The organism is Cupriavidus sp. 30B13, assembly GCF_049059565.2.
Taxonomy (GTDB): domain Bacteria; phylum Pseudomonadota; class Gammaproteobacteria; order Burkholderiales; family Burkholderiaceae; genus Cupriavidus.
Map to the genome: position 1 here is coordinate 2,992,553 of NZ_CP188224.1, position 25,873 is coordinate 3,018,425.

The window sequence follows — 25,873 nt, forward strand, 5'->3', positions numbered from 1 at the left end:
TCATGAAGCACTTCAAGATTCTCCCGCTCGTTCTTGCGTTCTCCACCGCGCCAGCCGTGTTCGCCGCGGCACCTATGGACGGCATGGCCATGAAACCATCTGCCCCGGCGGCCGCTTCTGCCGGACCGGCTCAGCCGCCGCACCCGGTGCCCGCGGAGATCAGGAAGATCGACCTCCAGTCAGGCAAAGTCACGCTCAAGCACGGCCCGATCGAGAACCTCGGCATGCCCGCCATGACGATGGCGTTTCCAGCCAAGGATCGCGCTTCGCTGAAAGACTTCAAGGAGGGCGATTCGGTCTCGGCCACCTTCGACAAGATCGACGGCAGGCCGACCGTCGTGGACATGCAACGGAAATAGGCGTACCCGACCGCATGCCGCCGCTTTCGGCGGCATGCGACGGGCCGGATGACCTTGCAGCGGCCCGGTTGCCGCGCGCTGACAGGCCCGTGCCCGGGCACTGTTCGATACCATCGGCTGGGCCGTTTTGCAGCCAGCGGCCACTAAATCAAGGCTGGTCGTAGACCCACACCGAGCCGTCGGCGAGCCGGGCGGCGATGCGCAGCTTGCCGTTCGCGGCGGCTGCGCTCACGAAGTCGGTCGCAGTGCCGTTGCCCGGCAGCGCGAGCGTCGTCGGCGTGTTGCTGTCCGTATCGAGGACAGCAAGCGACGACGCGGCGAGCCCCACCACGAAATGCGGGACGGCGCTCAGCTTCGTCAATGGCGGTACCGCGGCCGCGACAGGCGCATAGGGGATGCCTGGTCCGGCGTTGACAACGATCCCGGAGCCGCTCGCATAACCATAGAGTGGCGCATTTTCATTGACGGCATTCCCCTGGACGGCCCCAAGGCCAAGGTTTATCGGTGCCACGGCGCCCCAAGAAATTCCGTCGCCGTCCGCCCACACGAAGCTGCGCGATCCGTCTGCCTGGACAGCCAAGCCACCACCAGCGGGAAGCGGACGCGCGTCAAGAACTGGTGAGCCGTCGAAATAGCTGAAATACGCATCACCACCCACCTGCTGCCACCACCATATCCACGAATTGGCACACCAGCCCGTCGAGACAATGCCGGTGCCGACGCTGGCCTTCACGAAGGCACGCCCCGCAGTGGAAGAGGCCGTATATTGCGCGCAGTCCATCAGCGAGAAGCTCGTGAGGGGGCCGACAAGCTCCGCATCGAAGCTGCCGAACGGCACGCCCGCGCCATCCGCACCCAGTTGCACCACCACCGCCGAATTCGCCGGGTCCGTATCCGCCGCCAGCCACACGCCGCGCGCCGCCGCCGGCAACGCCGTAGCAGGTTCGCGCGGAGCGGCGTCGAGCGCACCGAAGCGCTCCAGCCGCGCCGGCTGGCTGCCGTCCGCGGTCAGCCGCCACACGCGCGTGCCGTCGATGGCCAGGCTGACCACCGACGGGTTGGCGATGGGCGCATCCGGCAGGCGTGTCCATGCGCCCGTGGACGTCAGCGGCAGCGTGCTGCTGTTGGTGCGGCCGTCCGGATAGGTCGCCGTCAGCGTCAGCGTCGCAACATAGGCGTCGACCTGTGCGGCATCGAGGCCGATCGTCACGCTGGTGCTGGTGGGCATGCCGACGATGGATGCGGCCGTGCCGCTTTGCTGGATCGACCACGCCAGCGTCGCCCGGCCGGCCAGGTCGGCGCCCGGCCCGTCGGTCAGCGTCGCCGTCACGGTGCCGGTGCGGCCCGGCTTCACGCTCAGCGACGGCGCCGAGAACGCGATCGAGGGCAGCGCCACCAGCGGCCGCGCCAGCGCGGCATTGGCGCACAGCCGGTCGCCCGCCGGCGTGGTGGCGCAGGCGGTGAGCTTGCCCGTGTCCGCCAGCGTGCCCGTGGTGGCGACCTGCGCCGAATGGCTGTCCGCCGCCGGCGCGGCGGCGAACGTGGCGTTGTCGACCGCCCACGACCAGTCCGTCAGGTCGGCCGCGCCGTCGACGCCGTCCGAGCGCTGCACCACCGCAGTGACGACCTGCGGCGCCGCGCCGTAGTTGACCGTCAGCGTGGACGGCGACAGCGTCAGCGCATAGGTCTTCGCCGCCGGCGCCTGCACGGCCAGGTGCGTGGTGCTGGTGGCCTGGCTGCCGTCGGGCAGCGTCGCCGTGGCGACGATGTCGACCTCGCCGGGAGCGAGCATGCGCACCGAGGCATAGGTACCCACCGGCTGCATCATGCTGGCGGCCGCCGGCGCCTGGTCGGAGGCCGACACGATTACCGCGACCGCTTCGTTGGACGACGACCACGCGAATTTGGCGCCCTTGACCTCGAGGCCATCGGCGCCGAGCAAGGTAGCCTTCAGCGTCAGCGTGCCGCCCTGCGCGGGCGCGGCCGTGCCGGTGTCGACGACGAGGCGGCTGCTGGGTGTCTGCGTGGCTGGGGAAGATGGGGCTTCGTCGCTGCCGCAGGCGGACAGCAGGCCAGCGGCGAGGACAAGCGAGAGCAGGCCGGCCGCGCGAGACCGCGCGCCGGCATGGAAACCTTGGAACATGTGACCTGACCCGTTTTTATTTATTGGCAAATATACATACGCGCCACCGGGGTTGTGCCGGGCGACTGTAGCAGCGAGCTCCTGCTCTCTTCCATACCCCTTCGGGGCTATCAAGTTTTATAATATGCGTCAATCATCACAAGTAAGCAAACATGGGCCCATAGGCGGTCTGCTGCCGCACAAAATCGCCCATCCTTGAATATCCAAACAAGCTCTAAAATAGTCGCCGCTGGTATCAGGTCGAAAATCGCCAGCGAGAATGGATCAAACAATAGATACAAAGGGACACCGTAGCTGACACCGGCCGACGGACGCGCCCTGATCATAAGAAACGGGATCGGTCACATGGTCAACCTCAATTCCGCGCGGCTGCGAGCCGTGCTGCTGGCCGCCAGCGTCGCGGTCGGCTCCCTCTCTCTTTTCGGCTGCGGCAGTGATGACCCGCCCGCGAACGCGGAGGTTCCTGCCCCTGTCACCCCTCCCGTCGGACCCGTTGCTCCGCCGCTCGCAACCTTTGCCATTAGTGGCAATGTCACCGGGCTCTCCGGGCACGGCCTACTGTTGCAAAACAACGAAGGCGACGATCTGGCTGTCGCTACCAATGGGCAGTTCACGTTTGCCACGCCGGTCGCGACCGGCGCGTCCTATGCGGTAACCGTCAAGGTCCAGCCGAACAATCCGACACAGACTTGCACGGTCAATGCCGGCAGCGCCACAGTGCAAGATACCGCCGTCAACAACGTGGCCGTAGTTTGCTCGACCAATGCCTTCCGTGTGGGTGGAACCGTGAGCGGCTTGACGGGTAGCGGGCTCGTCCTGCAGAACAATGCGGGGGATGACCTGCCCGTGAACACCGACGGCGCGTTCACATTCGCGACGCCAGTGGCGAGCGGCGCAAACTATACGGTTACGGTCAGGACGCAGCCAACGCTACCCCCGCAGACCTGCACGGTGGCGGCTGGCACCGGCACGGTGGCTGGCGCAGACGTGGCTAGCGCGACCGTCACCTGTACCGCTAGCACACCGCGCTTTGCCTATGTGGCAAACCAAACGTCGGGCACTATTTCGGGCTATGCCGTCGATGCCACGACTGGCGCCCTGTCTGGACTGGCCGGATCACCATTTCCTTCCTCGTTCCCGTTCGGGATGGCAAGAGATCCGGCGGGGCAGTTCTTATTTGCCGCAAGTGCGAGCGTTAGCGCACTGTGGGCCTACCGTCTTGATCCCGCCACTGGTACGCTGGCCGCAACGGTCGGTTCGCCATATCCGGTTAGCTCGGCATCCCTGGGGTTGGCCGTGGATCCGCGTGGGAAGTTTGTTTACACCGGCGGCAGTTCTCCTCCCAGCATTTCGGCCTTCGCCGTCAACACAACGACAGGCGAACTTACCCCAGTCACGGGATCGCCCTTTGCGGCAGGAAACGGGGCCAGCAGCATTGCGATCGATCCAGCTGGAAAATTTCTGTATTGCACAAACCGTAATGACAACTCAATCTCGGTCTATGCACTCAACGCCGTTACCGGTACGCTCACGCCCGTGGCTGGCTCGCCATTCTCCGTGGCGAACATACCGTTCACCATCATCATCGAGCCCCGGGGCAAGTTTGCCTACGTGACAAACTTCGGTGCGAACACTGTCTCGATCTTTGCCATCAATAGCACGACGGGAAGCTTGACACTCCAGGGGACGATAGCGGCCGGCTCCTCGCCGAGAACCTTGGTGATCGATCCGAGCGGCAGGTTCCTGTATGTTGTCAATCAGGCATCCAACAGCGTTTCAGCCTACAGCATCGATGCCGTCACCGGCGCCTTGACGGGGACGGGGACCTATCCGACGGGCGGCCAGCCGCTCTATGCGGCGGTGGATCCCGGTGGACGGCTGCTCTACGTGACGAATTTCAACGACAACAATGTCACCGTCTATGGCATTAATCCATCCAGCGGAACACTAACTCCTAGCGGCGGAGCGTTGCCCGCGACAGGATCTGGCCCTGCAGGAATTGGGCTGTTCTGATACATCCCGGCACAATGCTCACGACAGCGGCTCTCAGAGTTGGATGGCGACAAAGTGAGGCCGTTGCGCTGAGCATGAATGGAAACGGAAAGCCAATGTCACCCAACGATAGTCCCTCGGGGAAACCCGCTTCCCAGCCCGCTCCTGTCATCGAGGCACGGGATGCTCGCGGCAGGGGCAGCGCTGACGAGAATGCAGCACCGCGGAGGCCGGTGGCACCGGCGCGAACCGAGCGTGCTCAAATTGGCCTGCGGTCGCCCGCTGCCTCAGTGGGAGGCCAGTGCAGCGTCGAGATGCGTGCGGCACCTGCCCCTCCTGGACTGAACCCACCTATCGGGACACGCTGCTAACGCGCCATCACATGCTAGCGCCCCCGATGGTCATGCGGCCGCACAGTTCCTACGCCTGCCGCGCGCGCGGCGGTCTCGGTGCCGTAGGAAAGCTGGCTGATGAGCCGGTCCAATGCCAGGATGCCGACCACCAGCCGGTGCCGGGCTCTGTCAACGGCATCCGCGCATAGCTCATGGCCCGCAAGGCCACCAGCCGGCGCGGCAGGCCGAGGTAGAGCGCGATGAACAGCGCCAGCATGGCGGCCACGAAAGCTTTGAAGGAAAAGAGCCAGTCTCTTCCGGAAGGCCAGGTCATCATCGCGGTCAGGACTCCGCGCTGCGGGGGAGGGCGATGTTGCCGGCGTTGCCGCCCGCCGCGGCGGCGCCGCGCGACAGCGCGTCGAGCACGCGCAGCGCGCCTTCGAAATCCTGCTCGGTGAGACCCGCGAAGACGTCCGCGCGCACCTGCTTGAGGTCGGCCTCGATCTTGGTGGCGAGTTCCTCGCCGGCGTCGGTCAGCCACAGCGCGTTGGCGCGGCGGTCATTGGCGTCGACCTCGCGGCGCACCAGGCCCGCGGCGGAAAGCTGGTCGACCAGCCGCACCAGCGAAGCGCCTTCCAGTCCCACGTAGTCGGCCAGCGTGACCTGCCGCACGCCGCCGCCGAGGCGGCGGATGAACAGCAGCGGTCCGGCTGCTGCGGCGGAGATGCCGTAGGCAGTCACCACGCCTTGTGAGATATGGCGCCATTGGCGGCCGGCCAGCATGAGCTGGCCGGTAAAGGCAAAACGGAGGGCGTCGATCGGGGGCATGAGAGAGATGATAGCAACCATATCGTTAGATTGGGGCCTACGCAGCGCGCAGGCCGCACCGGCCCTCCTGCCGCTAAAAATCAATCAGTCGCGAAGCCGCCGCGCCTTGACAATTCGCTGGACGCTATAGGCAAAAAGCCTCTCCACCACCTCTTGTCTATCCATATCTCAGACCACGCGCCGATCCAGTTCCGCAACTTCGTACGTATCAATCCCGGCGTGAAGGAACAATACTCCTTCGATGTCGACCTTGACCAAGCTTCATGTCAACTTGGATTGGAACAAGCGCATATAGGAGATCGCTTCCGAATGGCAGTGCTTCGAAACGACGACCGAGTCCGGCCTGCTTCTTGACCGCGTACCTAGGACGGTTCAAGACATGCTCAAACAGGACTTGATTGCAACCGAAGTTGTCTTCGACCACTTGCGTGAACACAGGGAGACCCTGCGCAAACCGCTGGACCGGCAGACCAGAGCTACCGCAGCGATCATGCCACCCTACCGTCGCACTTAGCCCGTTCCCGCGGCGCCAGCTCAAGTTTCCATTCCTAGCCCGCACGCGAGAGATTCTCGATTACTGCGAAGCGGCAACCTTGGCTTGGTTTGCGCAAGACAGGGCCGGCATCGAAGATTAGGCGTTTGAGCCCAGTTCTTCAGTTGCAGGTGCTCCGGCTTGCTGTGGCGTGCGCGAGAGGAAGCCGAAGACTGCGACGGCTGACAGCACGGTGATGACCGTCAGCACGTGCAACAGAATACGGAAGGCATCACCATACCCCGCGACCAACAGCTGATGGCTGACTTGAGGCAGCGCCTCGGCAGCGTGCGCGAGGTCCCCGGTCGCAAGCCGCTGCGCAGCTTCGGTGACCTTTCCGGCAGTCGAACCGGCTTCGGCCAGTACTGCGTTCAAGCTAACCTGGGCAATGGCGGCCAGGACGGCGCTGACCGTGGCGAGAGCGATCCCCTCCCCCGCCACGCGCGTCGTATTGAAGATGCCCGTGGCCATCCCCGCACGTTCCTTGGGCACCACACTCACTGCGAGACCATCCATGAGGCCCCAAGGCATGCCAGCTCCGATTCCAATCAATAGCATCGGGCCCACTACTGCGAAGCCGGCAGCACCGACGTCGATCTGACTGAACCAGTGGAGGCCGCCCGCGGCGATGAGAAAGCCGATGCCCGAGAGCACGCCTGCGGAGATCCAGCGGGTCAGCGTGGCGACAACTACGGGGACGACCAACATCGGCGCCGACAGTGCAATCATCAGAATACCCGCATCGATTTCGCTCAGACCTTCGATGCCGATGAACCGCAGCGGCAGCATCACCACAAGCACGATGTAGCTGTAGCATGTGCCAATGGGGAGCATTTGCACACCAACAAAGCGAGGAATGCGGAACAGGCTCAGGTCGAGCATGGGGCGCACCGAGCGAGATTCGACATAAATGAAGATGGCGAGCATCAACGCTGAAGCAGCGAGCGAACCCGCCACCAGCGCGCTGGACCAACCGCTTTCAGGTGCTTGGATGACAGCGAACGTGAACAATACGAGCGTGGTGGTGAAGGACATGGTGCCGGGCCAATCGAGACCCTGCGCATTCGGATCGCGCGTCTCACGCATGCGTGGCACCCCGAACATCATAGCGACCGCCCCGATCAGTGCCGTCGACAGGAACACTGAGCGCCAACCGAACGCATCGATGAGCACGCCGCCCAGGAGCGGGCCGAAAGCGAGTCCGATGCCAAAACTCGTGCCCAGCATGCTGAACGCGCGGGTGCGCGCGTGGCCATCGAACTCCTGCGCCAGTGCAGCACCACCGCCGGATAGTGCCGCTGCGGCAGCAATACCCTGTACGGCGCGCAGGATATCGAGCCAGAGGACCGATGGCGCGGCAGCGAGTACCAGCGACGTGAGAACGAAGAAGCCGATGCCGATGCTGAACAAGCGCTTGCGCCCATACACGTCAGCCAGCGCACCGGCCGCCATCAGCAAGCTGCCGAAACTGAGCATGAAGGCGTTGGTGATCCAGGTCAGCGAAGTGGCGCTGCCGCCAAGCTCGCGTCCAATAGCGGGCGTGGAGACAGCGCCGCCGGTGAAGCTCAGCGGCAGAACGATGGCGGCCATACACACCGCTAGCAGGATGAGAGGTTTGCCACGCTCAGACGCGTGGTCGTCCGTTGAAGAGTCTGGTGAGTTCATTGATAATTCTGAAAGTGTATGGGATGCCGTTGACGGCATCGAGGATGCGCGGACCTGGCTGCGACCCGCCAACGGCTGTTAGGCACACCATCCGACAATGCATGTTTCACGGAAAGCAAATTGCGCGTAACGCTCACCGCAGCGATTAGCCACATGTCGGCGTCGTAGGAAAGCGGGAAAGTAGCGTTTGACTCCTCGTAGATAAAGGCTTCGAATGGTGATTCGCGCATCCAGAATCAAAACAATCGCTGACGGTCTGCCAGGACTTGTAGCGAGGGCCGGACGCCTCTCACTACGACGACCGACTGATTGCCGCGGCGATCTTGTCGCCGAATAAAACCAGGACGACGCCACAAAGGATCACGAGCACGCCTGCAGTTCGCACCACGGTCATTGACCGCGGAACGGCAGTTGTGAGGCCATGCTGATCAATGAGCATTGCTGCGAGAAACTGACCAAACACGAACAGCGAGACAGTGTTGACACTACCGATTCGAGGTGATGCAAGCAGGCTCGCGCATATCGCCACTGCGCCCAGGAGTCCTCCGCCCAACCGCCACGATGGCTGAGCGAGCAGGGTTCCCATCGTTGGAGAGACGCCGCCTCGCGCAAAGGCAACACCGGCAAGCACGAGAGAACCGATTACGAACGAGACCAGTGCTGCCATCAGCCGATCGTTTCCCAGCCCCGCGGCCAGCCGCCCGTTGACCCACGTCTCCAGCGCCGCGGCGGCGCCCCCAGCTAATGGGGCAATCATCAGGAGTGGTGTCATTGGTGTGGAGCTTTCTGAAGTGGATTCGAATATGCCGACCTACGCATGCCTGAGGCAGTTGTTCCTCAGCAAGCTGTAGGGGCTTTCGCCGACCCGGTACCGCTCTCAGGCTTTGAGGCTTACCACATATCTGGTCGAGGTCTGCTTCGGCCGAGAGGTAACTTATCAACCACGGTAAAGGCATTATGGTTGCCGACCGAAGGTTGATAAATGCCTGTAACGAGGTTTCTTTGTCTCTATAGCAGAGACAAATCGAGGGGATCAGTTTGAGCCTTCTGCGCATCGGCGTAGCGAGGCTTAACGGAGGAAGCGGCGCCTCAACTCGCGAAGGTGAAATACTGTTTTCATGCAATCCGCATTTATTCCCGACCCAGCGCTTGCTATCTTTGTGACTGGAGTACTCTTCCTTCTTCATGGGAAGACGCGGCAAGTTCCTGGCGCTCTTGTCCGCCGATTTTTGAAGCCGTCCAGCGTTGACCTCCTCTCAGTAGCAAGGCTCACATAGGCTTCAGGCACAGCTTCGGCTGTGCTTTTTTTTCGCGAATTCCGGGAGAACTCTCCTCCTGCTATCGAAAGTCTAAAGGCTAGTCTGATTAGAGTTGCTTTTGCATGTCGATGCCGCTCCGCCGAAAAGGCACAACGAGGCGAACGGGCCTTACCGGCCAAGTCGGAGCTTCAGCATGCGCAACGACGGTAACGGCGAGCGAGGACGAGCCAACAATAGATCGGTCGCAACTGACGGTTCGTTCTCAGGTGCTGGCCTCGGTCGATACGCTGCTGGACCAGCATGGCATGAACAAGGAGCGGACTCTCTTCCACCAGATCATTCTGTCGGTTATGCCGCAATCTGCTGCGACGAACGAGGTTTGGGATGCATGGGTTGTTCCGGACCAGATGTCTCTGCGCGGCACCGACGCCCGCCGGCGACGCCCTATAAGCTGATCCGAGGTGCTAGTCCCCCGCAACGTAAATGTAGAAATGTCCCAGCGGTGTGTGGCGAGTCGTGCCTTCGACCACACGAACCGTCACGCTCGCATGAAGGCATGGCGCGGGAACCCAGTGCTATTTCGCCGAGCTGCTTCCAGAACACCTTTGAGCACACCAGCGCCATGGCCTAGGACGCCATATTCCAACGCGGCAGGCAAGTGCCGTTCGAATCAACGCTTCACAACATTGGCTTCATTTGGCTCGTCAGTCTTGGCGATATCTGCCGACGAAGGGTCCCCCCAGCCGCCGCCGAGCGCGCGGATCAGGTTGACCGTGGCGGCGGCCTGCACGCTTTGCAGTTGCACCGCCGCGCGCCGGGTCTGCAGCGCGGTGCGTTCCGCGTCGATCACGTCGAGGAAGTTGATCGCGCCTTCGCGGTATTGCGTGCGCGAGATGTCCGCGGCGCGCGTGGCGGACTGCACCGCGTCGGCCTGCGTCTGCGTCTGCGCTTCCAGGATGCGCAGGTCGGACAGGCCGTCCTCCACCTCGCGGAACGCCGTCAGCACCTGCTGGCGGTACTTGGCCACGTCTTCCTCGTAGACCGCGCGCGCGTTCGCCAGGTTGGCGCTGCGGCGCCCGCCGTCGAAGATCGGGATGTTCAGCGCGGTGCCGGCCAGCGGCCCCAGCAGGAACGCCCGGCTGCTCCACTTGAACAGGTCGCCCAGCGTGGCCGACTCGAAGCCGCCCGTGCCGGTCAGCGTCAGCGACGGGAAGAACGCAGCGCGGGCAATGCCGATGCGCGAATTGGCCGCGGCCATGGCGCGCTCGGCCGCCGCGATGTCCGGGCGGCGTTCCAGCAGCGACGACGGCAGCCCGGCCGGGATGCGCAGGTTGACCGCCTTGAGCGGCGCCGCCGGCATCGAGAACTCCGCCGGCGCCTTGCCCAGCAGCACGGCCAGGCCGTGCTCCGAGGCCGCGCGCAGGCGCTGCACGCTCATCGCGTCGGAGCGCGCCGTGGCCAGCTCCGCCTTGGCGCGGGCCACGTCGAGCTCGCTGATGTCGCCTTCGTCGAAGCGGCTCTGCACCAGCTTGAGCGCCTGCTCGCGCAGGTTCACGGTATGGGCGAACACCTCGGCCTCGGCATCCAGCCCGCGCAGCGTGAAGTAGGTCTGCGCCACGTCCGCCTGCAGCGCGAGCTGCACCGAGCGGAACAGCGCCTCGCTGCGCTGCGTGTCGGCGCGCGCGGCATCCACCGAGGAGGCCACGCGGCCGAACAGGTCGACCTCGTAGGAGGCGCTGGCCTGCGCGCGCCACAGCGTCTGCTGCGGGATGCTGGTGCCGTCGGGCAGCAGTTGCGACGCCGCCGAGAGTTGCTCGCGGGTCGGGCCGAAGCCCGCGTCCAGCGACGGGAACAGCCCGGCGCGCGCGGCCTGGTTGAGCGCCCGCGCTTCCTTCAGGCGCGCGGCGGCGGCCGCCAGGTCCTGGTTGGCTTCGAGCGCCTGCTGCTCCAGCGCGTTGAGCCGGTCGTCGCCGAACACGGTCCACCATTCGCCGCGCGCCACTTCTTCCGACGGCTTGGCGGGCTGCCAGGTACCCGCTTCAGCGGGCTTGATCTGCGTCTGCGTCCAGTCGGCCGACGCTTCCTTGAAACCGGCCGTGGGCACCGCCGGCTTGTCGTAGGCCGGCGCCAGCGAGCAGCCGGCCAAAACGAGCAGGGACGCCAGCAACATCGAGCCCTTGCTTAACCATTGGGTCATAGATGAGTTCATGATGATCTCCCTCGTTTCCCTGTTCATTCAGCCGACTTGACGACGTGCACCGGTTGCTCGGCGCGCACCGGTCCGGCATGTATGTGGTGCCTGTCAACAATCGGCTTGCTACCCGCCATCTTGCGCAGCGCGACGTAGAACACCGGGGTCAACAGCAGTCCGAACAGCGTCACGCCCAACATGCCGAAGAACACCGCGATACCCATGGCACGGCGCATTTCTGAGCCAGCGCCGGTCGACACCACCAGGGGAATCACACCCATGATGAAAGCGAACGAGGTCATCAGGATCGGGCGCAGGCGCAGCCGGCTCGCCTCGATGGCGGCCTGCATGATCGTACGGCCCTGCATCTCCAACTCGCGAGCAAACTCGACAATCAGTATGGCGTTCTTGGCCGACAGCCCCACCAGCACCATCAGGCCAATCTGCGTGAAGATGTTGTTGTCGCCGTTGGTCAGCCACACACCGAGCAGCGCCGAGAGGATGCTCATCGGCACGATCAGGATGATCGCCAGCGGCAGCGTCAGGCTTTCGTACATGGCAGCCAACACCAGGAACACCAACAACACGCTGATGGGGAACACCCACAAGGCTGCGTTACCAGTCAGGATTTGCTGATACGTCAGGTCGGTCCATTCCATCTTGATGCCGCGCGGCAGCGTTTCGGCGGCAATGCGCTCGATCGCAGCCTTAGCCTGGCCCGACGAGTAACCGGGTGCCGGACCACCGTTGATATCTGCAGCGGTGAAGCCGTTGTAGCGCACCACCATTTCCGGGCCATACGTCGGCTTTACCGTCACCAGAGAGGACAGCGGCACCATTTCCCCGGCGGCGTTGCGCGTCTTGAGTTGCAGGATGTCGGCGGCGGTAGCACGGAATTGCTGGTCGGCTTGGGCACGCACTTGATAGACGCGGCCGAACTTGTTGAAGTCGTTCACGTACAGCGAACCGAGGTAGATCTGCATGGTGTCGAACACGTCCGTCACCGGTACGCCAAGTTGCTTGGCCTTCACACGGTCCAGGTCGACGTCGATTTGCGGCACGTTGATCTGATAGCTGGTGAACATCGGGCCCAATTCCGGCGCCTTGGAGGCCGCCTTGATGAAGGCCTGCGTCGCATCGTTTAGCGCTTCGTAGCCGAGTGCACCGCGGTCTTCGAGCTGGAGCTTGAATCCACCCAGCGTACCTAGGCCCGACACCGGCGGGGGCGGGAACGTAGCGATCTGCGCGCCTTTGATTTGCGCAAACTTTTCGTTCAGCGCAGCAGCGATCTCCGCGGCCGACTCACCCTTGCCGCGTTCCTTCGATGGCTTGAGCACTGGGAACACTAGGCCGCTGCTCGACGAGTTGGTCAAGCCATTCACCGACAGGCCCGGGAACATCGGTGCATGCACTACGCCCGGCTGCTTCAGTACGATTTCACCCATCTCGCGCACCACCTCTTCAGTGCGGTCCAGCGAGGCACCCGCCGGCAGTTGCGCAATGCTGACCAGGTAGTCCTTATCTTGCGTTGGCACGAAACCACCAGGTACTACTTTGCCCACCAGCAGGGCCAAGCCCAGCAGCAGGCCGTACAACACGAACATGATGAGCTTGCGATGGATCACGCCTGCGACGCCTTTGCCGTAGGATTCCGAACCGCGGTGGAAGACCTTGTTGAAGCCATTGAAGAACGGGCCAAGGATGCGGTCCATCACGCGAGTCAGGCGGTCTTTCGGTGCGTGGTGGTCCTTGAGCAACAGCGAGGCCAGGGCCGGCGACAGCGTCAGTGAATTGAATGCCGAGATGACCGTCGAGATGGCAATGGTCATGGCGAACTGCTGGTAGAACTGACCAGTCAGGCCCGACATCGAAGCGAGAGGCACGAACACTGCAACCAGTGTCAGCGCGATGGCGATAATCGGGCCGCTCACCTCCTGCATGGCCTTGTACGTAGCCTCACGGGGCGACAGACCTTCCGAGATATTACGTTCGACGTTTTCGACAACCACGATGGCGTCGTCCACCACGATACCGATGGCCAGCACCATACCGAACAGCGACAGTGCATTGATGGTGAAGCCGAATGCATGCATTAGCGTGAACGTGCCGATAATGGAGACAGGCACAGCTAGCAGCGGAATCAACGACGCCCGCCAGGTCTGTAGGAAGACGATGACAACCAGCACCACGAGAGCAATGGCTTCGAACAGCGTGTGGATCACGGCGTCGATACTTTCCTGTACGAAACGCGTCGGGTCATATACGATCTCGGCCTTCACGCCGTCAGGCATGTCTTTCTGCAATTCGGCCACGATGGCGCGCACGTCGTCGGAGATCTGCAGCGAGTTTGCTCCCGGCTGCTGGAAGATCACGACCTGCACTGCGTCCTTGTTGTCTAGCATCGCACGCAGCGCGTACTCCGCCGATGACAGCTCGATGCGCGCCACGTCCGACAGACGCACCACGCCACCGTCCGGTGTGGTCTTGAGGATGATGCCGCGGAACTCCTCTTCCGTCTTCAGGCGCCCCTGGGCATTGACGCTCAGTTGCACCGGCACGTTAGATGCCATCGGCGAAGCACCGATGATACCGGCCGCCACCTGCACGTTCTGTTCGCGAATCGCCTTGACGACATCGGTGGCGGTCATATTCTGGCGAGCCACCTTCTGCGGGTCGAGCCAGACGCGCATCGAGTAGTCCCCGGCGCCCCAAAGCGCGACCTCGCCGACGCCAGGCACGCGGGCGAGCCTGTCTTTGACGTTGATGAGTGCGTAATTGCGCAGGTATGTCAGGTCGTATTTGCCGTTGGGCGAAACGATGTTCACCCCCATCGTCAGCGTCGGCGACGACTTGATCGTCGTCACGCCCAGGCGCTGCACTTCTTCGGGAAGACGCGCCAGGGCTTGGTTGACGCGGTTCTGCACGAGCTGCGCGGCCTTGTCGGGGTCGGTACCGAGCTTGAACGTGACCGTGGTAGTCATGTTGCCGTCGCTGTTGGCCTGCGACTGCATGTACAGCATGTCCTCGACGCCGTTGATTTTCTCCTCCAGCGGCGAGGCGACGGTTTCGGCGATGACTTTCGGGTTGGCACCTGGATACTGCGCGCGCACCACTACCGAGGGCGGAGCGACTTCCGGATACTCGGCCGTGGGCAGCTTGAATAGCGAAATCACGCCGCCCAGCAGGATGACCACCGACAGCACGGCCGCGAAGATGGGCCGATCGATGAAGAACTTAGAGATGTTCATGATGGGACTCCCGTTGACCGGTATCAGGCAGCCGGCTTGGCGTTACCTGCATTCACCATGTCGACGGTGCGCGCCTTGACGATGTCGTTGGGGCGCACGCGCTGGATGCCGTTGACGACGATGCGCTCTCCTGGCTTCAAGCCGGTTGTCACAATGCGCAGGCCTTCATGGATCGCGCCGAGCGTGATTTCGCGGTATTGGGCTCGGTTGTTGGCATCGACCACGAGCACGAACTTCTTGGCCTGGTCGGTACCGATGGCGGCGTCGTCGACCATCACAGCGGGGTGGGCCTCGCCGCCGCCTACCCTGACGCGCGCGTAGAGGCCCGGCACCAGTGCACCGTCAGTGTTGTCGATGCGAGCGCGGACGCGGATGGTTCCCGACGTGGTGTCGAGATGGTTGTCGACCGAGACGATAACGCCCTTGCGCGAATAACCGGTTTCGTCGGCAAGGCCCAGCTCCACCGGCAACGGCGAATTGGCACCGCGACGCAGCGAGCGCAGGTAAGTCTGTTCATCGGCATCGAACGAGGCGTAGATCGGCGACACCGACACGAGCGTCGTGAGTAGCGGTGCGCCGGCGCCGACGGACACGATGTTGCCGACCGTCAGTTCGGCGCGCGACACGCGGCCGGCCACCGGCGCGGCCACTTCGGTGTACGACAGGTTGACCTTGGCTGCCTCGAGCGCGGCACGCGCCGCTTTCACGCTGGCGGAGGCTTCGCGCGCGGCGTTGTGCTTCTCGTCGAAATCACGGCGGGCAATGGCATTGCTTTCAATCAGGCGGTCGGCACGGGACGCGTCGCTAGTGGTGTAGCTGGCGCGAGCCTCGGCAGCAGCAAGTTGAGCGGCGGCGCGGTCAACTTCAGCTTGATAGGGGCGAGGGTCGATAGTGAAGAGTGAATCACCCTTTTTGACAAGCTGGCCGTCCTTGAAGTGAACCGCCACGATCTTGCCCGGCACCAACGGGCGAATCTCCACCTTGTCGATGGCTTCGAGCCTGCCCGAATAGTCCTGCCACTCCACGATGGATTGGCTGACCACGGTGGCCGCGTCGACATCAATGGCGGGCGCGGCAGTTGCGGCAGCCGTAGCACTCGCTACGGGATGAACGCTGCCATGGGTGAGCGCCAGACCTGCAACACCCACGACGAACAACACCCCTACTGCCATCGAGACTTTCCTGCGATTGGTAATCATGATGCGAATCCTTTTCCGTCTAAGTCGTTGCGAAGCAAATCGGATACTTCGGTCCAGGAGCCCCATCCATTGAGTACGCCGCGCGGGTGTGCCTCTAGCTTGGAAACCAGTATTGGTCGCGCGAAGCCGCGAATAAAGACTGGTTTTTTGGTCACTTTGTGTCGTCTATGGATACAATACGCAAGAAGGGGTGTGGCGGCGTCTGTTGAAACTAGGTAGTTATCCTGTGTAAGCAACTCGGCTCATCGGGTCGATGCGCGGCCGATTCTTGTTGCCAGATGACGACGCAGGAAGCCTGCTACGTCGTCGAGTGCCGCAGAACTGTTCGGCAGTTCGGCGTGGCATACGCCTGAATATCGGCGTGCTTCTGTCGACACACCTGCCACAATCAACCGCCCTGCATATTGCTCCCCTTCACTCTTCGCGCCATCGCGCTCGGCACTGGCGATGAGCGTCGGCGGCAACCCCGCCAAGCGGCGAGAGTCGAGTGGCGCCGCGTACGGGTGGACGCACTGCGCCGTCCCCGGCAAATAAGCCTTGTATTGACGCGCACGTTTAAGAGGATCCGCCTCCGGACCGGGGTTCGCCGGCCCGTCTGTTAGTCGTGTGATGCTCGGATCCAGCAGGGGAGCAATCAACGCCTGGGCAGCCAGGCTAACCACACCGCGGTCTCGAGCCATTGCAGCAACGCCAGTTGCGATGCTTGCTCCCGCGTCATGCCCCGCTACGGCAATCCGACGGCTATCGGCCTGGGACTGCCACGCATGTTCAATTGCCCATTGCAACGCCAAATAGACATCCTCCGGCGCCGCGGGGAATGGATACGCTGGAGCTAACGAGTAGCCCACCGACACAACCCAGGCACGAATCTGCTCTGCCAGCACCGACGCCTGGTAGTCGGACTCGTCGAGGTCGCCGTCGACGAATCCACCGCCGTGGCAATACACCAGGATCGGCACGGTCGCTTTTTCAAACTTCGGTCGATAGCAGCGCAAGGTGATGTGCTGCGCATACCCGGAAATGGGTACTTCCTGTATCTCGAGATTTGAATGCATTGTTGCGCCAGTGTTCGTATCTGCTGCCAGGAACCTGGAGGGTCTTACACGAGTCGACCGACTCTCCCATCCAGTGCACGGCTCGAACTGTACTGCTTGTGCGCAAGAAGATAATTGGCAGCGGCAATGGAAGACTTTTCATATTCCGTGAATGATGCCCCCATAGAGGGGGCCCCTCAGGAACTGCAACCCGGCATCACGTTGGTTTGCTTGATGGGACGACTCGGGTCGCAATGACGTGCAGCGCTCGAAAGTCTCAGAGACCCAGGTCACGAAGGCCCGCACTTGCGGCGAGAGATGGCGGCTCTGCGGGAACACCGCCGAAATAGGAAGGGGTGCGGGGTTCCAATCCGACAGCACTTCGACCAGCTCACCGTTATCGAGGTGGGGCTGCGCCAAGATGCGCGGAATCTGGATGAGACCGAAGCCCTTGAGCCCGCACAACAGATGGGCATCGCCGTCGTTTGCAGCGAGCGTTGAAGGCACCTTGACGGTTATCGCCTCACCGGCCATCTGGAAGTTCATGTTTATCATGCGACCAGTACGACTCGAGAAGTAGTTCACCGCGCGATGCCCCTCGAGTAAATGTGGTGATTTAGGAACACCGAACTCGCGGATATAACCAGGGCTGGCAGCCGTCAGCAGGTGAAACAAGCCGACGCGCCGCGCCACTAGCGTGGAATCGCCGAGATTGCCAATGCGCAAGGTGCAGTCAATGCCTTCATGCACCAAGTCCACCAGCCGGTCGCCAAAGCCAAGCGTCAGATCGACGTCCGGGTACTTAGCTCGGAATTCGTCGAGCGCTGGCACTACGATGAGGCGTCCGACGGAACTCGGCATGTCGACGCGCAACTTACCCTTGGGCGCGCGTGGCGCCTCTGTGAAGGGGGCTTCCGCTTCGTCAATCTCGGCGAGGATCCGTGCACATTGCTCGTAATACGCCGCGCCCCCGGAAGTTAAGCTGAGGCTCCGCGTGTTGCGGTTCAACAATCGCGTATCGAGGTAGGCCTCCAGCTCCTTAATCAGGCGGGTCACCGACCCCTTCGGGAGGTCCATCGACTCGGCGGCCCGCGAGAAACTGTTGGTCTCGACAACCCGGGTGAACACCCGCATTGCTTGAAGCTTGTCCATGATCCTAACGATGTGCAATGTGCCGCTGCCAATACGACGCACATGTGTTTCTAGAGTGGGGAATTTCGGGGCTGGGCGGACGTTAAGGCGACGTTCCGTTGGAGTTCTGGCGGAGCGCTTTGGCGAGATCGGCGATGTATTGATCCCTCAACCCGCAATCGGAAAGCGCGCGGTCCAGCTTGTGCACGTACTCCGCGTTGGACCCCAACGACCCTTTGGCGCCGGCAACGATTGATGAGATGCTTCCCACGCTCGCATCGCGCTCGTATTGGATGCCCGCTGTATTGGCGACAAACACGATGCCGTTCACGCGCGAGCCGTCCCCTAACTCCAACGATGCCCAGGTCGGCACGTAAGAGCCCACGATCATTTCGCGCATCCAGAGAACCCGGAGGTCCTCGTCGAGGTGTCCCGCGGCGAGACGCAGCGCCACGCCTTGCGTGGTGCCTCCTTGTTCGAGAGCCAGCATTCTTCCGGGCACCTCGGACGACGCGCGCCCTGCCACTATCCGAAGACAGAAGCTGCGGCGCCAACCGTGAAGTGTCGCCACTTCACGCCTGTCGAAGTTGAGCAATGGGTTCCACATCAGAGATCCATAGGCGAAGACCCAGATGTCCTCGCCGGGAGGCTTGGAGCGCATCGCGGCAGCCAGCGAGGCGTCGATCTGGGCTTGGGTCCAAACAAGGGCATTGGGAAGGTCTAAGCCTCCCAGCCACGCGCCCGAATGAATTGATTCTCTGGTGAACATGTTCTCTCTCTCTTGCCAATGCGGCCGAGCGGGATCCCGAATCGGTCTGCTGATGTCGCAGGTATATCCGCATTATTGTTGTCGGAAGAAAGCTGATAAACATGCTAATGTGAGTTTCTTTGTCTCCCAGCAGGACACAATGTCAGAGCGCATAGATGCATCCGTTTCGGAGACCGCTCTTGAAGACTGCGCGAGGCTGGCCAGGCATTGGCAGCTCGACGCGCTGAGCCCATCGGCAAAGTGTGGCTCGATCTGCTTGCCGGCTTCGGGCGCATTCTGTTTCCCGCGCTTGCCGAACTTCGCGTGAAATACCCTCGCCTGAGCTATGAACTCGCGCTCACCGACCGTATGTCTGATCCCGTCGCCGAAGGCTGGGATATCGTTGTGCGCATCGGCGAATTACCAAACGACGGCGAGATGACCGTGCGGAAGCTATGCGATTTGCGCCTGGCACTCTACGCCGCGCCCGCTTATCTGAGTCAGCGTGCCGAAATCCGCTCCGCGGCGGACCTACCGGGTCACGACACCATCGTATTTCGCGTGCCCACGGGCCGCTTGCGGCCCTGGAAGATGGCAGACGGCCCGCATATCAAGGAACTGTCGCTTAATCCCGTGCTTGGTTAAAACGACTGTGCAGGGCTTCGGCCTCACACAAATCCACGACCGCGTCGCCCGGCCGCATGCGACGCTAGCCGGTTGGCCCATGTCCTTCCCACCTGCGATGTCCTTAGGCCGCCGGTGCACGCCATGATCCCGCTTGGCCTCAAAATGCCTGCTAAGACGCGCGCCGTGCTGAATCAAATCGTGGCGTTTCTGCAGCGATAGGACAATGTGCAGCCCACCCAAAGCGTGTGAGCCAACCCCTACGCATTATTGCCGCCGTCGATCTACAAAGCGACACCGGCCATGAAGCCGTTGCTGGCAGTTCGAATTCAGTGGTCATCGCAGAAGGATCGGGGGGCGCACTCGCGAGCCCTGTAACGGCAGATGCCACCAACGTATCGATTTCGTTCCCCGCGATAAAGCCCTTCGATGGATACAATCTGTATCCACCATGGCGACATTGAGTGATCGAAGTGGCGGACAAAGCCGTAATCTCCTGATACTTTTCCCATACAGAGTGGCAACACTTCCAAGATCGGCGGTGCAATATAATGCTGATAAGTGCACCTCCGAAGTTGCGCGCCCGCCGGTTTCTCCAGTGCGGGAGATTGTTTGGAGTCCTTCGCAAGCGGACGGAAATAGACATGGCGCAAATTCCCCGCTCGCAACTTCGGGTCAGCATCCCGCTAGTCAGCGTCCAGTTCCTGCCGGCGCTAACTGCGTTCCAGTTCGCGCATCCCGAGATCGAGCTCGATATCGACTGCGACAATCGCAAGGTCAAACTCGTGGAAGAGGGTTACGACGTGGTCATCCGGACGGGGAACGTCGAGGATGACAGCCTGGCGTCATGCGAGCTCGGCAGCTTCCCGTTATTCGTCGTGGGGTCCCCCGACTATCTGTCCCGGCATGGCCGCCCCGTGCGCCCTAGCGATCTGGCCGACCATGCCATCGTCCAATACAGATTGCCGCATAACGGTCAGCTCATGCACTGGCCACTGCTTCTCGCAGAAGACGAACAGCCGCCGCTGTTGGTGCCGCGCGTTATCTGCAATAGCAATGAAGCTCGGCTGCATTTCGCGCTCGAGGGGCTGGGATTGACCTGCATGTCAGAGTTCTCGGTGCGGGATGCGCTTCAGGCCGGAACGCTGGAGGCCGTCTTGGAACCCCACACGCGGAACCGGCACACATTCCGACTGGTATGGACCGAGAACTCAGTCGCTCGTCCCGAGCGGCTTGCTTTCGCCGAGTTCGTGAACACAATGATGACCGACGGAACACTCCGCGCTCCAGACCCGCCTTAACCTGAATATTGGATATTGTCTCCAAAATAGAGACAGAGCGAGTCAGTTGAGCCAGTTTATCTTAGTCCTGGCTATCATTAGAGTTCGGTCCGTTGGCGCGACGGACCGAGTGGTTCGAAGCACAACGCTTTCGAGACCACAAGGACATAACCAATGAAACTCTATATCGCCCAATCGACCTGCTCGCTGGCAGTCCAAATTATTGCCAATGAAATCGGCTTGAACCCGGAGTTGGTTCACTACGATGTGTTTGGCAAGAGCACGTCAAACGGCGACAACTTCGCTGAAGTCAATCCGCTTGGGTATGTGCCAGTGTTGGTGCTCGACAACGAGCACCAAGACCTGTTGACCGAAACGACCATCATCGCCTCGTACCTTGCAGACCAGCACCCGGAAACCGGCCTGATCCCGGCGCATGGCACGTTGGAGCGCGTCAAGCTGGATCAACTACTCACGTTCATCGCTACAGAAATTGCGCAAAAGCACATCCCGCTGATGCGCAAGCTGCAGACGGAAGACGGTGCGGCGTGGACTCGCAACAAGCTCGTCGTCGCATACACCATGCTGGACGAGCGTCTCGCCGATGGCCGCTCCTACCTGACCGGCGAACAGTTCACGGTGGCCGACGCGTACGTATGGGCGACGATGTGGCACGAGCGCTCGGGCGCGCAGATTGGCCATCTGAAGAACCTGATGGCTTATATCGCACGCATCAACGCTCGTCCTTCGGCGATCAAGGCAATTCAGGACGAGATCGACATGGTCAATATTCATGAAGCCGAAAAGGCTCTCTGAGTGAAACGACCGACCGACTACGAGGGAGAGCATAGTCAATCCGAGTGACTGCTGCAGAGATACTAGTGTGTGATGGGGCGGCGTGTAGACGCTGGCTGCCAGATGACATGTGTAGTGCCGACAGCAACCGGTGATTTTGTCCAGGTGTGGTCGGTCCAAGGGCCCGGTAGTGGCGGGCTTCGCCTTAACGAATGATAATGGTCGCCTCTGCCAGAGCGACCATCTCGATACACGAAACACCGAGTTGCGACCCCAGGGTCGCGGCCCTTGGACAATATCGACTTCGGAGTGCCATGATGCGTCCAGTATCCAGGTATCCTCGACTGTACAAAGATATTCTCGATGTAGATTTAGAAAACCTTCGCAGTCTTGAGGTCAACGTTCTCAACAAAGGCGTGATGAGTGCAACGCACATTCGCCATGAGTTGCCCTATCGCGGGACGACAAAACAATATGTCCAGGAGGATGCCTACTTCATTTCGCTACAACTTCGCGAGCTCCAAGTGAAGGAGCACTGGTGCAACGGCAGGCGCATCGCGACAGATCCGTACGCCGAGAATAATGTGTCCATCTACGACATGCGTGACGCGTGGTCAGCCAAACTGGACGCTCCTTTCGAGTCATTCATCTGTCATGTGACCCAAGATTCACTTAATGCATTGGCGGATGCGCATGGCGCGCCGCGCATCCATCGCTTGGTCTGCGCTCCCGCCCACAGGCACGAAGATATCTTGGTTCGCCAGTTCGCCGACCTGCTCATTCCAGCAGCAGTCCAGGATGCCCAGCCCCCTCAACTTTTTGTTGGGCACCTACTTCTCGCACTTCACGAGCACTTGGCAATGGCGTATGGGAACCTCGACCCACACGCCCGGCTCCTAAAGGGCGCGCTGGCCCCGTGGCACTACAGACGCGCGACCGAATTTATGCTCGCGAACTTAAGCCACAATGTCTCGCTGGAGCAAATAGCTACGGATTGTGGATTATCGGTCAATCATTTTGTACGCGCATTCACGCGTAGCACTGGCGAAACCCCACACCGATGGCTCATGCAACGCAGGGTCGATGCCGCAATCGAGTTGATGCGCCGCACTGATTCATCACTCGCGGACATCTCCCTCCTGTGCGGCTTCTCGGATCAAAGCCATTTCAACCGATGGTTCTCGGCACGAACGGGGATTACCCCCGGTCTTTGGCGCAAAAAAAACTGCCCTGCCACAAAGTTCTCCGACGAAGCCGATTCTCTGGCCGGCCATGTCGAAATCGCGCACTTGGCGAGGCTTGTTCCTTCTAGCGTCGTCCGGCGCGATGAATCACCTGGTGAGCTCCCATGAAGAACCCAGCTCCTTACCCAAAGCTTTATGAGGAAATCTTCGGGACCGGCTACGTTCCAGACCTTGGAATGCGTGTCATATCCCATGGTGAGTTCGCAGCAGCCCACCTGACCTACGAGCACCCCAATCTAGGGAGGTCGCAGACCTACACGCCGGAGACGTCTTTCCTCGTACAACTTCAACTTCGAGACTTTGTTCTGGCACGCCAATGGTGCAACGGTCGGGTGATCTCCACCGATCCATACGCCGAGAATACCGTGACCATTTACGACATGCGGGATGAATGGCGCATGCAGATGGACGATCCGTTTGACGTGTTCCACTGCATGGTCACTCAGGACTCGCTCGATCGGCTTGCGGATGCACATGGGGCGCGTCGCATCAAAAGTCTTCGATCCCCGCCCGCAAGCGGTCGCCAGGACTCGGTGATGCGCCAACTAGCTCGATTGCTCTTGCCGGCACTTCACAGTGGGCTTCCCAACGAAACACTTCTGGTTGGGCATTTACTTCTCGCCATGCATGAATATATAGCGATGCAATACGGCGGCCTTGACCCGAGTGCGAAGCCTCTTAAAGGTGCATTGCCACCTTGGCAACTCAAGCGCGCAACCGAATTTATGCTGGCTCATCTGGCCCAGAGCATTTCGCTTGAACATGTTGCCGCACACTGTTCCCTGTCCATCAATCATTTCGTGCGTGCGTTTCGTCAAACCACGGGGAAAACTCCGCATCAATGGCTTATCCAGCAACGCCTTGATGCTGCGATGCAGCTGCTCCGCACTGGCCACGTCAGCTTGTCCCAGGCGGCTCGCGCCTGTGGCTTCGCAGACCAAAGCCACCTGACCCGCGTCTTTTCTGCCCGCGTTGGGGTTACACCGGGCGTGTGGCTGCGGATGTGTAGTGTACGATTAAATGGTAACCAGGACCCGGAAGGCACCTGATCTCGAAGCCGTGTAGTGATTGAGCTTGCGGGAAAAAGTACCAAGGGTCAGGCAGCCTGGCGAATGCCGCGGGAGGACGGCACCTGACTCCCCGCCTCCCGCACCTGTGCACTCCGCGGTGCTGCCGTGTGGGGCGACGCCGGTCCGTTAGCGGTAACTGACGCACGTTCGTTACTCTCTGCACTGAGCCTGAGAGCAGACGATGAATGATCTTCACGGGCAAACAGCTCGGCCATCCAGTCGACGAAGATGCGAACTAGTGCTGGAAGGTGTCTGCCATGCGGATAGACAGCCGAAATTGGTAACGGTGTCGGCGCCCATCTTGCCAACACTTCAACGACCTCACCACTGGTGATGTAGGGATGCGCCATTGCCAGCGGCACCTGCACCAGCCCTAGTCCCTGTACCCCGCAACGCAGATGGGCCTCTAAATCGTTGGTTACCAATCGCGACGGTATTCTCAGTTTGAACGGATTGCCGTCGACCGTGAAATGCATGAAGGGCATACGACCAGATCCACTCGGGCAATAATTGACCACGCAATGCATCTCTAAATCACAAATGGCATTGGGAAATCCGAAGCGCTCAAGATAGCTGGGACTTGCAATCGTAACGAGTGGCGTCACTGCGATACGACGCGCAACTAGCGTCGAGTCCTCCAGGGAGCCCAGCCGAATCGCGCAATCAATTCCCTCCTGAACCAGGTCGATTGTCCGGTCCCCTAGACTAAGGGTAAGCTCTACGTCGGGAAAGCGCTGATGAAAATCAGCCAGCGCCGGAATCACGATCAGACGACCGATCGCTCCGAACATGTCTACTCTCAGCTTTCCCTTCGGGACTTGTCGTGCCTCAACGAGCGTCGCTTCGGCATCTTCGAGATCAGCCAGTATATGAGCACAGCGTTCATAGTAAGCAGCACCTGCTGAAGTTAGGCTTAGGCTTCTAGTCGTGCGATTGAGCAACCGCGCATGAAGAACCTCCTCAAGCTCTTTGATGAGCCGGGTTACGGAACCCCGCTGGATATTGAGAGAGTCTGCAGCGCGCGAAAAGCTGTTCGCTTCGACGACGCGGGTGAAGACTTGCATAGCTTGCAACTTATCCATAGTTACCACCCCACCCACGGAGCTCACGCTCCACTCTAAATTTGTTGAAACTCGATACGACCGAGGTACGCTCCCCCCTGGCCTCCACGGGAAAGTCGTCACAGCGGCCTTTGCAGCCATTGCAAGCCCGAACTGCGGAAGCGGCGCTATTCTCGCGATGGCAGACGCTATGACGCTACGGCATCTGAAGCCCCCGTATGGCAAGAAAGGCGGCACGCATAGCGGCGTCGAATGAACGGTCGCGTGCAAGCACACGCTCGCGGTCACGCACGGTCCAGAATCCGTCACGGCTGGCAAACTTCAGACTGCCCTCTTCCATTCGGTCCGAGAACCAACGCCACATCCTGGCGTCTTGGTTATTTGCCGAGGCTATCGCATGGAGGCGAAGCCATTCAATACGGTCCACACCCTGATTCATACTCACCCCCGCAACGTGAAATTGAAAGGACCCACGCAACCGCTGCCGCAGCAATAAGCGAAGTCTTCGCCAAGCCATGAAATGCCCACCTTCCCAAGAACCAGATGCGCCTCCCAGTACGGAGTGGCCAATGGGCTCAAGTCCGGTCTGCCATGCTCTTCCGATAGATCACTGTTGCTTGCGACATGGATGCTCTTCGCCATTGTGCGCGGGGGTCCAGCAGGTGCGCTGCTATGCGCCACGTTAGTGCCGTGACCTAGTTGGCAGTCTCGGACCTATGTACGCACGTGTATTGCATCCGCTCAACACGTTTTTTCAAATCTCACCGTCCCGCGTGCGGCCAGCAACAAGCTGCTTTCCGCCACTTCGCGCGTACGGAAGGTCCGTAAGAAATTAGCCATGCCGGCATCCACACCCGGTTTGAGCGGTTGCGAGTGTCCGCGGATCGCGTTAGTCCAAGCGCTAGCTCTGCTGGGCTGCTGAGGTGCTTGCGACCCTGCCGCCGCAGCGAGTCACCTAAAGGCCAGCCCAATAAGTGACCTTCAGTGCTGTTTGGGACCGCACCGGGAGTTGCGCCTGCTTCCTCGACAGATGCAAGCTCCTCGCGTTAGTCCCAATATGGAACTAACTTGGGTTTATGAAAGTCATTGCAAAAAGAGTTTACGGGCAACGCTAATGTCCCGAAAAAGCGTCTGGGCG

19 protein-coding genes are annotated in these 25,873 nt (G+C 61.1%); 7 read left to right on the forward strand and 12 right to left on the reverse strand.

Annotation, left to right across the window (positions count from 1 at the left end; genetic code table 11):
- The first annotated feature begins 2 nt into the window (after window positions 1-2).
- Window positions 3-359: a copper-binding protein gene (locus ACKI2N_RS32495; protein WP_420997968.1), complete on the forward strand. Its 357-nt coding sequence runs from the start codon at window positions 3-5 to the stop codon at window positions 357-359.
- A gap of 148 nt (window positions 360-507) precedes the next feature.
- Here the strand turns inward: ACKI2N_RS32495 and ACKI2N_RS32500 are convergent, their stop codons facing one another.
- The gene (locus tag ACKI2N_RS32500; RefSeq protein ID WP_426990885.1) at window positions 508-2,502 is read right to left on the reverse strand and encodes a hypothetical protein; all 1,995 of its coding nucleotides are present in this window, start codon (window positions 2,500-2,502) and stop codon (window positions 508-510) included.
- 345 nt (window positions 2,503-2,847) lie between these two features.
- Here ACKI2N_RS32500 and ACKI2N_RS32505 point away from each other — a divergent pair, with 345 nt between their 5' ends.
- Window positions 2,848-4,515: a beta-propeller fold lactonase family protein gene (locus ACKI2N_RS32505; RefSeq protein ID WP_420998391.1), complete on the forward strand. Its 1,668-nt coding sequence runs from the start codon at window positions 2,848-2,850 to the stop codon at window positions 4,513-4,515.
- 399 nt (window positions 4,516-4,914) lie between these two features.
- On the opposite strand, the gene ACKI2N_RS32510 is transcribed toward ACKI2N_RS32505, so the two are convergent.
- The 10 genes from ACKI2N_RS32510 to ACKI2N_RS32555 form a co-directional block, all read right to left on the reverse strand.
- On the reverse strand, window positions 4,915-5,163 hold the full coding sequence (locus ACKI2N_RS32510) for a hypothetical protein (protein WP_420998392.1): 249 nt from the start codon (window positions 5,161-5,163) through the stop codon (window positions 4,915-4,917).
- Window positions 5,164-5,168: 5 nt separating this feature from the next.
- Window positions 5,169-5,654, reverse strand: a complete 486-nt coding sequence (locus ACKI2N_RS32515) for a MarR family winged helix-turn-helix transcriptional regulator (RefSeq protein ID WP_420998393.1) — start codon at window positions 5,652-5,654, stop codon at window positions 5,169-5,171.
- 631 nt (window positions 5,655-6,285) lie between these two features.
- A complete protein-coding gene (locus ACKI2N_RS32520; protein WP_420998394.1) occupies window positions 6,286-7,851 on the reverse strand; it encodes an MFS transporter in 1,566 nt (521 codons plus the stop codon).
- Between the two features lie 292 nt (window positions 7,852-8,143).
- Complete coding sequence (locus tag ACKI2N_RS32525) at window positions 8,144-8,623, reverse strand: DMT family transporter (RefSeq protein ID WP_420998395.1); 480 nt, start codon at window positions 8,621-8,623, stop codon at window positions 8,144-8,146.
- Between the two features lie 1,157 nt (window positions 8,624-9,780).
- Window positions 9,781-11,307, reverse strand: coding sequence for an efflux transporter outer membrane subunit (locus ACKI2N_RS32530; protein WP_420998397.1), 1,527 nt, complete (start codon window positions 11,305-11,307; stop codon window positions 9,781-9,783).
- Window positions 11,308-11,342: 35 nt separating this feature from the next.
- Window positions 11,343-14,549 (reverse strand): efflux RND transporter permease subunit, encoded by a 3,207-nt coding sequence (locus tag ACKI2N_RS32535; protein ID WP_420998398.1) that lies wholly within the window; start codon window positions 14,547-14,549, stop codon window positions 11,343-11,345.
- 23 nt (window positions 14,550-14,572) lie between these two features.
- A complete protein-coding gene (locus ACKI2N_RS32540; RefSeq protein ID WP_420998399.1) occupies window positions 14,573-15,748 on the reverse strand; it encodes an efflux RND transporter periplasmic adaptor subunit in 1,176 nt (391 codons plus the stop codon).
- Between the two features lie 242 nt (window positions 15,749-15,990).
- A complete protein-coding gene (locus tag ACKI2N_RS32545; protein WP_420998400.1) occupies window positions 15,991-16,803 on the reverse strand; it encodes an alpha/beta hydrolase in 813 nt (270 codons plus the stop codon).
- Window positions 16,804-16,941: 138 nt separating this feature from the next.
- Window positions 16,942-17,934: a LysR substrate-binding domain-containing protein gene (locus ACKI2N_RS32550; RefSeq protein WP_420998401.1), complete on the reverse strand. Its 993-nt coding sequence runs from the start codon at window positions 17,932-17,934 to the stop codon at window positions 16,942-16,944.
- 82 nt (window positions 17,935-18,016) lie between these two features.
- Window positions 18,017-18,682 (reverse strand): gamma-glutamylcyclotransferase, encoded by a 666-nt coding sequence (locus tag ACKI2N_RS32555; RefSeq protein WP_420998402.1) that lies wholly within the window; start codon window positions 18,680-18,682, stop codon window positions 18,017-18,019.
- A gap of 240 nt (window positions 18,683-18,922) precedes the next feature.
- Between ACKI2N_RS32555 and ACKI2N_RS32560 the strand changes: the two genes are divergently transcribed.
- The 5 genes from ACKI2N_RS32560 (at window position 18,923) to ACKI2N_RS32580 (ending at window position 23,653) form a co-directional block, all read left to right on the forward strand.
- Window positions 18,923-19,306, forward strand: coding sequence for a LysR substrate-binding domain-containing protein (locus ACKI2N_RS32560; RefSeq protein ID WP_420998403.1), 384 nt, complete (start codon window positions 18,923-18,925; stop codon window positions 19,304-19,306).
- Between the two features lie 623 nt (window positions 19,307-19,929).
- Complete coding sequence (locus ACKI2N_RS32565; RefSeq protein ID WP_420998404.1) at window positions 19,930-20,586, forward strand: LysR substrate-binding domain-containing protein; 657 nt, start codon at window positions 19,930-19,932, stop codon at window positions 20,584-20,586.
- A gap of 153 nt (window positions 20,587-20,739) precedes the next feature.
- Window positions 20,740-21,381 (forward strand): glutathione S-transferase N-terminal domain-containing protein, encoded by a 642-nt coding sequence (locus ACKI2N_RS32570; RefSeq protein ID WP_420998405.1) that lies wholly within the window; start codon window positions 20,740-20,742, stop codon window positions 21,379-21,381.
- Between the two features lie 293 nt (window positions 21,382-21,674).
- A complete protein-coding gene (locus tag ACKI2N_RS32575; protein WP_420998406.1) occupies window positions 21,675-22,712 on the forward strand; it encodes a helix-turn-helix domain-containing protein in 1,038 nt (345 codons plus the stop codon).
- Window positions 22,709-23,653, forward strand: a complete 945-nt coding sequence (locus ACKI2N_RS32580; protein WP_420998407.1) for an AraC family transcriptional regulator — start codon at window positions 22,709-22,711, stop codon at window positions 23,651-23,653. The genes ACKI2N_RS32575 and ACKI2N_RS32580 overlap by 4 nt, the downstream gene beginning before the upstream one ends.
- A 47-nt stretch (window positions 23,654-23,700) precedes the next feature.
- Here the strand turns inward: ACKI2N_RS32580 and ACKI2N_RS32585 are convergent, their stop codons facing one another.
- Window positions 23,701-24,738: a LysR substrate-binding domain-containing protein gene (locus ACKI2N_RS32585; protein WP_420998408.1), complete on the reverse strand. Its 1,038-nt coding sequence runs from the start codon at window positions 24,736-24,738 to the stop codon at window positions 23,701-23,703.
- Window positions 24,739-25,873 lie beyond the last annotated feature (1,135 nt).

What these genes read in the sequence shown, in the direction of transcription:
- ACKI2N_RS32530 (WP_420998397.1), bottom strand. Translation starts at nt 11,307, where the DNA reads ATGACCCAATGGTTAAGCAAGGGCTCGATGTTGCTGGCGTCCCTGCTC.
- ACKI2N_RS32545 (WP_420998400.1), bottom strand. Translation starts at nt 16,803, where the DNA reads ATGCATTCAAATCTCGAGATACAGGAAGTACCCATTTCCGGGTATGCG.
- ACKI2N_RS32500 (WP_426990885.1), bottom strand. Translation starts at nt 2,502, where the DNA reads ATGTTCCAAGGTTTCCATGCCGGCGCGCGGTCTCGCGCGGCCGGCCTG.
- ACKI2N_RS32555 (WP_420998402.1), bottom strand. Translation starts at nt 18,682, where the DNA reads ATGTTCACCAGAGAATCAATTCATTCGGGCGCGTGGCTGGGAGGCTTA.
- ACKI2N_RS32510 (WP_420998392.1), bottom strand. Translation starts at nt 5,163, where the DNA reads ATGATGACCTGGCCTTCCGGAAGAGACTGGCTCTTTTCCTTCAAAGCT.
- ACKI2N_RS32520 (WP_420998394.1), bottom strand. Translation starts at nt 7,851, where the DNA reads ATGAACTCACCAGACTCTTCAACGGACGACCACGCGTCTGAGCGTGGC.
- ACKI2N_RS32505 (WP_420998391.1), top strand. Translation starts at nt 2,848, where the DNA reads ATGGTCAACCTCAATTCCGCGCGGCTGCGAGCCGTGCTGCTGGCCGCC.
- ACKI2N_RS32535 (WP_420998398.1), bottom strand. Translation starts at nt 14,549, where the DNA reads ATGAACATCTCTAAGTTCTTCATCGATCGGCCCATCTTCGCGGCCGTG.
- ACKI2N_RS32580 (WP_420998407.1), top strand. Translation starts at nt 22,709, where the DNA reads ATGAAGAACCCAGCTCCTTACCCAAAGCTTTATGAGGAAATCTTCGGG.
- ACKI2N_RS32525 (WP_420998395.1), bottom strand. Translation starts at nt 8,623, where the DNA reads ATGACACCACTCCTGATGATTGCCCCATTAGCTGGGGGCGCCGCCGCG.
- ACKI2N_RS32570 (WP_420998405.1), top strand. Translation starts at nt 20,740, where the DNA reads ATGAAACTCTATATCGCCCAATCGACCTGCTCGCTGGCAGTCCAAATT.
- ACKI2N_RS32495 (WP_420997968.1), top strand. Translation starts at nt 3, where the DNA reads ATGAAGCACTTCAAGATTCTCCCGCTCGTTCTTGCGTTCTCCACCGCG.
- ACKI2N_RS32515 (WP_420998393.1), bottom strand. Translation starts at nt 5,654, where the DNA reads ATGCCCCCGATCGACGCCCTCCGTTTTGCCTTTACCGGCCAGCTCATG.
- ACKI2N_RS32540 (WP_420998399.1), bottom strand. Translation starts at nt 15,748, where the DNA reads ATGATTACCAATCGCAGGAAAGTCTCGATGGCAGTAGGGGTGTTGTTC.
- ACKI2N_RS32550 (WP_420998401.1), bottom strand. Translation starts at nt 17,934, where the DNA reads ATGGACAAGCTTCAAGCAATGCGGGTGTTCACCCGGGTTGTCGAGACC.
- ACKI2N_RS32585 (WP_420998408.1), bottom strand. Translation starts at nt 24,738, where the DNA reads ATGCAAGTCTTCACCCGCGTCGTCGAAGCGAACAGCTTTTCGCGCGCT.
- ACKI2N_RS32565 (WP_420998404.1), top strand. Translation starts at nt 19,930, where the DNA reads ATGGCGCAAATTCCCCGCTCGCAACTTCGGGTCAGCATCCCGCTAGTC.
- ACKI2N_RS32575 (WP_420998406.1), top strand. Translation starts at nt 21,675, where the DNA reads ATGATGCGTCCAGTATCCAGGTATCCTCGACTGTACAAAGATATTCTC.